Below are 5,917 nucleotides of genomic sequence, written 5' to 3'. Positions count from 1 at the left end.
GGGCGGTGGGTGGGTGGGGGCGGGCGCGCGGGGGGGGGCCCCGCCCCCCCCCCGCCGGGGGGGGGGGGGGGCCCGCCGGGGGCCCCGCCCGCGGCTCCGGCGGCTCCCGGTGCGGGTGCGGCCGGCCGGTGGTCGGGCGGGGTGCCGGGGGGCGCACTGCCGAGGGCCTCGACGACCCGGTCGAGCCAGCGGCCGGCGGCCTCCTCGTAGTCGGGCTCGCAGTCGGTGCGCGGGACGAGGCGGGTCGCGCCGAGCTCGGCGAGGCGCTCGTCCAGACGGCGGCCGTGGCCGCAGAAGTCGCCGTAGCTGGAGTCGCCGAAGGCCAGGACGGCGTAGCGCAGCCCGGTGAGCGGGCCGCGGTCGGCCGCGGCCAGCGCCGTCCAGAAGGCGGCGCCGTTGTCGGGGGCGTCGCCGTCGCCGAAGGTGCTGGACAGGAAGAGCACCGGGACGCCCGCGGGGAGCGCGTCCGGGGCGGTGCCGTCCATGCCGACCAGCCGGGCCTGCCAGCCCGCCTCGGCCAGCCGGACGACCACGGCCCCGGCGAAGTCCTCGGCATTGCCGGTCTGCGACGCCCACACCACGGTGACCTCGCGCCCCGCGGCGGCCGGCCCGCCGGCGGGCGCCGGGGGCGCGAGCACGGCGGGTGCACCGGGCAGTGGCACCGCGGCGGGCAGCGCGGTACGGGAGAAGATGCCCGCGAGCACGCCGTCCACCCAGAGCGCGCGGTCCGCGTCGAACGGCGCATGGGCGGGGAGCACCGGGACGGCGTCCCGCGGCGGCGCCGTCCGCAGGCCGGCCAGGAAGCCCGCCAGATAGCGCCGTTCGGCCCCGGCGAGGTCGGGCGCCGCCAGGCCGTCGAGTCCGAGCAGGCTGCCGAGCCGCACCAGGTCGCCGTCCGGGTCGGCCGCGGGGAGGCCGTCGGCGGCGGCCTGCTCACGGACGGGGACGGGGACGGGGACGGGGCCGTGGACGGGGACGGGCTCGGCGGCAGCGGGCACGGTGGCGGCCTCCTCGGTCTGCCGGGCCGCCACCACACGGAGCGAGACGGCGCAGGCCTTGAACTCGGGCTGGAACGAGACGGGGTCGACGGCGTCGTTGGTGACGGCGTTGATGCTGAGGTACTCGCCGAACAGGTCGTTCCAGTGGAACGGGGCGAAGCAGGTGCCCGGCCGGACCCGGTCGGTGACCACCGCGGGCAGCACCGCCCGGCCGCGGCGGGAGGCGACCTCCAGGTGGTCGCCCGGGGCCACCCCCAGGGCGGCGGCGTCCTCGGGGTGGACCTCGACGAACGGCCCGGGGTTGAGCCTGGCCAGTTTGGCCACCTTGCCGGTCTTCGTCATGGTGTGCCACTGGTGCTGGAGCCGGCCGGTGTTCAGCACGAACGGGTAGTCTTCGTCGGGGAGTTCGGCGGCGGGCAGGTGCGGGCGGGCGTAGAAGCGGGCCCGGCCGGTGGCGGTGGGGAAGGCGAGCCGGGGGCGGGTGCCGTCCGGGCGCTCCAACAGGGCCTGGCTGACACCGTCGTTGAGGTAGCGGACCGGGTTGCGGTCGGGCCCGTCGGCGTCGGCGGCCGGCCACTGCACGGGGGTGCTGCGCAGCCGCTCGTAGCTGACGCCGCGCAGGTCCCAGCCGGTCCTCGGGTTCCAGGCCCGCTTCAGCTCCTCGAAGACCTCCTCGGAACTCGTGTAGGCGAACGCCTCCTCGTAGCCCATCGCGCAGGCGATCCGCGCGATCAACTGCCAGTCGGGAAGCGCCTGTCCGGGCGGGTCGAGGACGCCCTGCACCAGGGTGAGGTTCCGCTCGGAGTTGACCATGACCCCGTCGGACTCCGCCCAGAGCGTCGCCGGCAGCACCACGTCCGCGTACGCGTTGGTCTCGGTCTCGGCGAACACGTCCTGGGTGATCACCAGTTCGGCGGCCTCCAGGGCGGCGATGACGGTGCGCCGGTTGGCCACCGAGGCGACCGGGTTGGTGCAGATGATCCAGCAGGCCTTGATGTCGCCCGCCGCCATCCGCTCGAACAGCTCGACGGTGCCGCGGCCCGCCCCGACGGGCAGGCTGCCCGCCGGGATCCCCCACAACTCCTCCGTGAACGCCCGCTCCTCGTCGACCAGGACGGAGCGCTGGCCGGGCAGACCCGGGCCCATGTAGCCCATCTCGCGGCCGCCCATCGCGTTCGGCTGGCCGGTGAGCGAGAACGGCCCGGAGCCGGGACGGCAGATCGCCCCGGTGGCCAGGTGCAGGTTGACCAGGGCGTTGGTGTTCCAGGTGCCGTGGGTCGACTGGTTCAGGCCCATCGTCCAGCAGCTCATCCACTCGCCGGCCGCCCCGATCCACTCCGCGGCCTGCCGGATGTCCTCCTCCGGCAGGCCGGTGATCCCGGCGACCCGCGCGGGCGGGTAGTCCGCCAGGAACTCCGGCAGATCCTCCCAGCCCTCGGTGAACTCCGCGATGAACTCGGGGTCGGTCTGCCCGCCCTCGACCAGCAGGTGGAGCAGGCCGTTCAGCAGCGCGAGGTCCGTGCCGGGCCGGATCGGCAGGTGGAGGTCGGCCTTGTCGGCGGTCGCGCTGCGCCGCGGGTCCACCACGATCAGCTTGGCACCGGCCTTGACCCGGTCCATCATCCGCAGGAAGAGGATCGGGTGGCAGTCCGCCATGTTCGACCCGATGACGAGGAAGGCGTCCGCCTTGTCGAAGTCCCGGTACGAGCCCGGCGGGCCGTCCGCCCCCAGCGACAGCTTGTAGCCGGAGCCGGCGCCGGCCATGCACAGCCGCGAGTTCGACTCGATCTGCGCGGTGCGGACGAACCCCTTGGCGAGCTTGTTCGCCAGGTACTGCGCCTCCAGCGACATCTGCCCCGAGACGTAGAAGGCCAGGGCGTCCGGCCCGTGCTCGTCGAGGATCGCGCGCAGCCGGCGGGCGACCGCGGCCACCGCCGCATCGACGTCCACCTCGGTCGGACCGGCCTCGCGCTCCGTCCGGACGAGGGCCTTCGACAGGCGTCCGGGCGCGGCCATCAGGTCGGCGTGGGTCGCGCCCTTGGTGCAGAGCCGGCCCGCGTTCGCCGGATGGTCGGCGTCCCCGGCCGCCTTGACCGCCCGGCGCCGGCCGGACGGGTCCCGGGCCACGTCGAGGACGATCCCGCAGCCGACCCCGCAGTACGAGCAGACCGTGCGGACCCGGTCGGCCTTCGGTCCTGGCGCCGTCACCGGCACTCCCCCCACTAGGGTCGCGGTCCGCGCCGCCCGGCGCGGGGGCCGGGCGGGCGGCGGTGGGGATTCCCACGCTCAGCACGGTAGGAAGACCGGATTACCGGGCCGTCACACCCGGTGGGTGCCGGGGGTTAACCCCGCCGCACAGCGCGGCGGCCCACCGTGTGAGCCCGGGGCCGGGCGGTCCCGCTCCGGCCCGGGCGGTCCCGCGCCGGGCAGACCCGGGTCGGATGTCCCCGGGGTCAACCGTCCTCGCCGCTCTCCCCGCCGTCGCCGCCCGCCTCGCCCGACCAGGCCCGGTAGGCGGCCACCGCCGTCCGCAGGGTGGGGAAGATCCGCTCCTCGCCGACGGACGCGGTGAGGCCGTACACGTCGAGCTCCTCCCGGAGGTCCTGCTTCACCCGGGCGAAGGCGAACACGATGCCGCGCCCGGCGAGTTCACGGCGCAGCTCGTCCACCGAGTCCAGCGCGGTGATGTCGACCTCGACGTTCGCCTCCGCGCTCAGCACGAACCAGCGCGCGGGCTCCGCCTGCTCGTCCACCGCCGCCAGCGCGCGCCGCCGGAAGTCCTCGGCATTGGCGAAGAACAGCGGGGAGTCGTAGCGGTAGACCACCAGCCCGGGGACGGTCGTGGCCGACGGGTAGTCGTCGACGTCGTGCATGCCGGGCACGCCCGGCACCGTGCCCAGGACGGCGTCGTGCGGCCGGGCGACGCGGGTGAGCAGCTCGGCCACCGACAGGGCCACGGCCAGCAGCACCCCGTACAGGATGTCCAGGACCAGCACGCCGACCAGGCAGCCGAGCGCCAGCAGCAGCTCCCGGCTGCGGAAGGCGGCCAGCCGCCGGAAGCCCGCGACGTCGATCATCCGGACCGCCGCGTAGACCACCAGCGCCCCGAGCACGGCCGTCGGGGTGTGCGTGAGCAGCGAGCTCAGGAAGAGCAGGACGGCGAGCACCGCCGCGTCCGCGACCAGCGCGTACACCTGGGTGCGGCCGCCCGCGGACTTGGCGAGGGTCGTGCGGCTGGCGCTGCTGCTCACCGGGAAGCCCTGGAACAGTCCGGCGCCCACGTTGGCCGCGCCCAGAGCGAGCAGCTCCTGGTTCGGGTCGAGCCGCTCCCCGGCGGCCCGGGACTCGAAGGCGCGCGCGGTCAGCGTGCCGTCCGTGTAGCCGACCAGCAGGACGCCGAGCGCGGGCAGCGCCAGCTTGGTGAAGTCGCCGAGGTCCGGCAGGGTCGGCCGGGGCACGCCGGCCGGGATCGCGCCGATCACCGCGATCCCGTGGTCCTCCAGGGAGAACGCCGAGACCACCACCGTCCCGAGGATCAGCGCCAGCAGCGGCCCGGGCAGCCGCCGGAACCACCGGCCGGCCGCGAAGAGGAAGAGCAGCGCCGCCGCGGACATCGCCACCGTGCCGGGGCTCAGCTGCGACAGGTTGTCGACGAAGGAGCGCAGCTGCGGGAAGAACCCCTCGCCCTCGGTCGGCACCCCGGTGAGCTTGGTGAGCTGGTCCACCATCATGATGAGTGCCACGCCCGCCAGGTACCCCACCAGGACCGGCCGCGACAGCAGGTCCGCGACGAACCCCAGCCGCGCCACCCACGCCACCGCGAAGAAAAGCCCCACCACCAACGCGAGCGCGGCGGCCAGCCCCGCGTAGCGCGCCGGATCGCCGCCCGCGAGCGGCCCGACCACCGTCGCCGTCATCAGCGCAGTGGTCGACTCCGGTCCCACCGACAACAGCCGCGACGAGCCGATCAGCGAGTACACCGCCAGCGCGGGCAGGATCGCCCAGAGCCCGGTTACCGGAGGCAGGCCCGCCACGCCCGCGTACGCCATCACCTGCGGCACCAGGTACGCCGCCACGGTCACGCCGGCGAGCAGGTCGCCGCGCAGCCACGCCCGCCGGTACGACCGCAGGACGGCCAGGCCCGGCAGTCCGGGCAGGTAGTTCCGCCATCCCCCGCCGTCGCCGGGCTCCCCGCCGCCCCCCGGCCCGCCGCTGCGCTGCGCCATGGGACTCCCGTGTCCTGCCGTCCGGCCGCTCGTGCCGGAGCGGCGCCGGCCGGCCGCGCGGGCGGCCGGTCACGGCCCCGCCCGGGCGGCCCCGAATTCCTGGGAGGCCGGCCGGACCGCCCCGACTGCGGTCGGCCGGCTCCCGGTCAGGCGGCCAGGACCTTGTCCTTGGCCCGCTGGAACTCCTCCTCGGTGATGTCGCCGTGGTGCTTGAGGTCGGCCAGCCGGGCGAGGTCGTCGACGTTCGACGACGGGCTCCGGGTGCCGGCCACCTCGCGGATGTGGGCGTCGAGCTGCTGCTCGGCCTCGGCCGCCCGCCGGCCCTCGCGGATCCCCATGCCCTTGCCGCGCGCGATCAGGTAGACGAACACGCCGAGGAACGGGAGCACGATCAGGAACACCGACCAGCCGGCCTTGCCCCAACCACTCAGGTCGTCATCGCGGAAGAGGTCCGTGAAGACCCGGAACAGCAGGAAGATCCACAGCACCCAGAGGAAGATCCACATCGTGGTGACGAAGATGTTGAGCAACGGGTAGTCCACGACGGCCTCCACTCGTCCGCGGGCGGCCCAGCGCTCCGGGCGGCCCTGCCGGCGGGAGGGCCCGGGCGCACCCGGGCCGGTCCCGGCTTCCACGATCGGAGCCGGGGCACCCACGCGCACCACCCGCCGGGGGTGATCACGCGACGGGTGG

At 75.4% G+C, this 5,917-nt stretch carries 3 protein-coding genes; all 3 read right to left on the bottom strand.

The window, feature by feature from the left end; genetic code table 11:
- On the bottom strand, positions 1–3,206 hold a 3,206-nt coding region (locus ACFV0G_RS33600), incomplete at its 3' end, for a molybdopterin-dependent oxidoreductase (protein ID WP_380556176.1).
- Positions 3,207–3,451: 245 nt separating this feature from the next.
- Positions 3,452–5,224, bottom strand: a complete 1,773-nt coding sequence (locus ACFV0G_RS33595; RefSeq protein ID WP_380556174.1) for a SulP family inorganic anion transporter — start codon at positions 5,222–5,224, stop codon at positions 3,452–3,454.
- Positions 5,225–5,370: 146 nt separating this feature from the next.
- Positions 5,371–5,766, bottom strand: a complete 396-nt coding sequence (locus ACFV0G_RS33590; RefSeq protein WP_380556172.1) for an SHOCT domain-containing protein — start codon at positions 5,764–5,766, stop codon at positions 5,371–5,373.
- Positions 5,767–5,917 lie beyond the last annotated feature (151 nt).

The sequence above is a fragment of the Kitasatospora sp. NPDC059571 genome (genome assembly GCF_042735675.1).
Lineage (GTDB): Bacteria > Actinomycetota > Actinomycetes > Streptomycetales > Streptomycetaceae > Kitasatospora.
The sequence above is the reverse complement of the archived record's forward strand: the minus strand, read 5'-3'. Positions and strand labels throughout refer to the sequence as shown.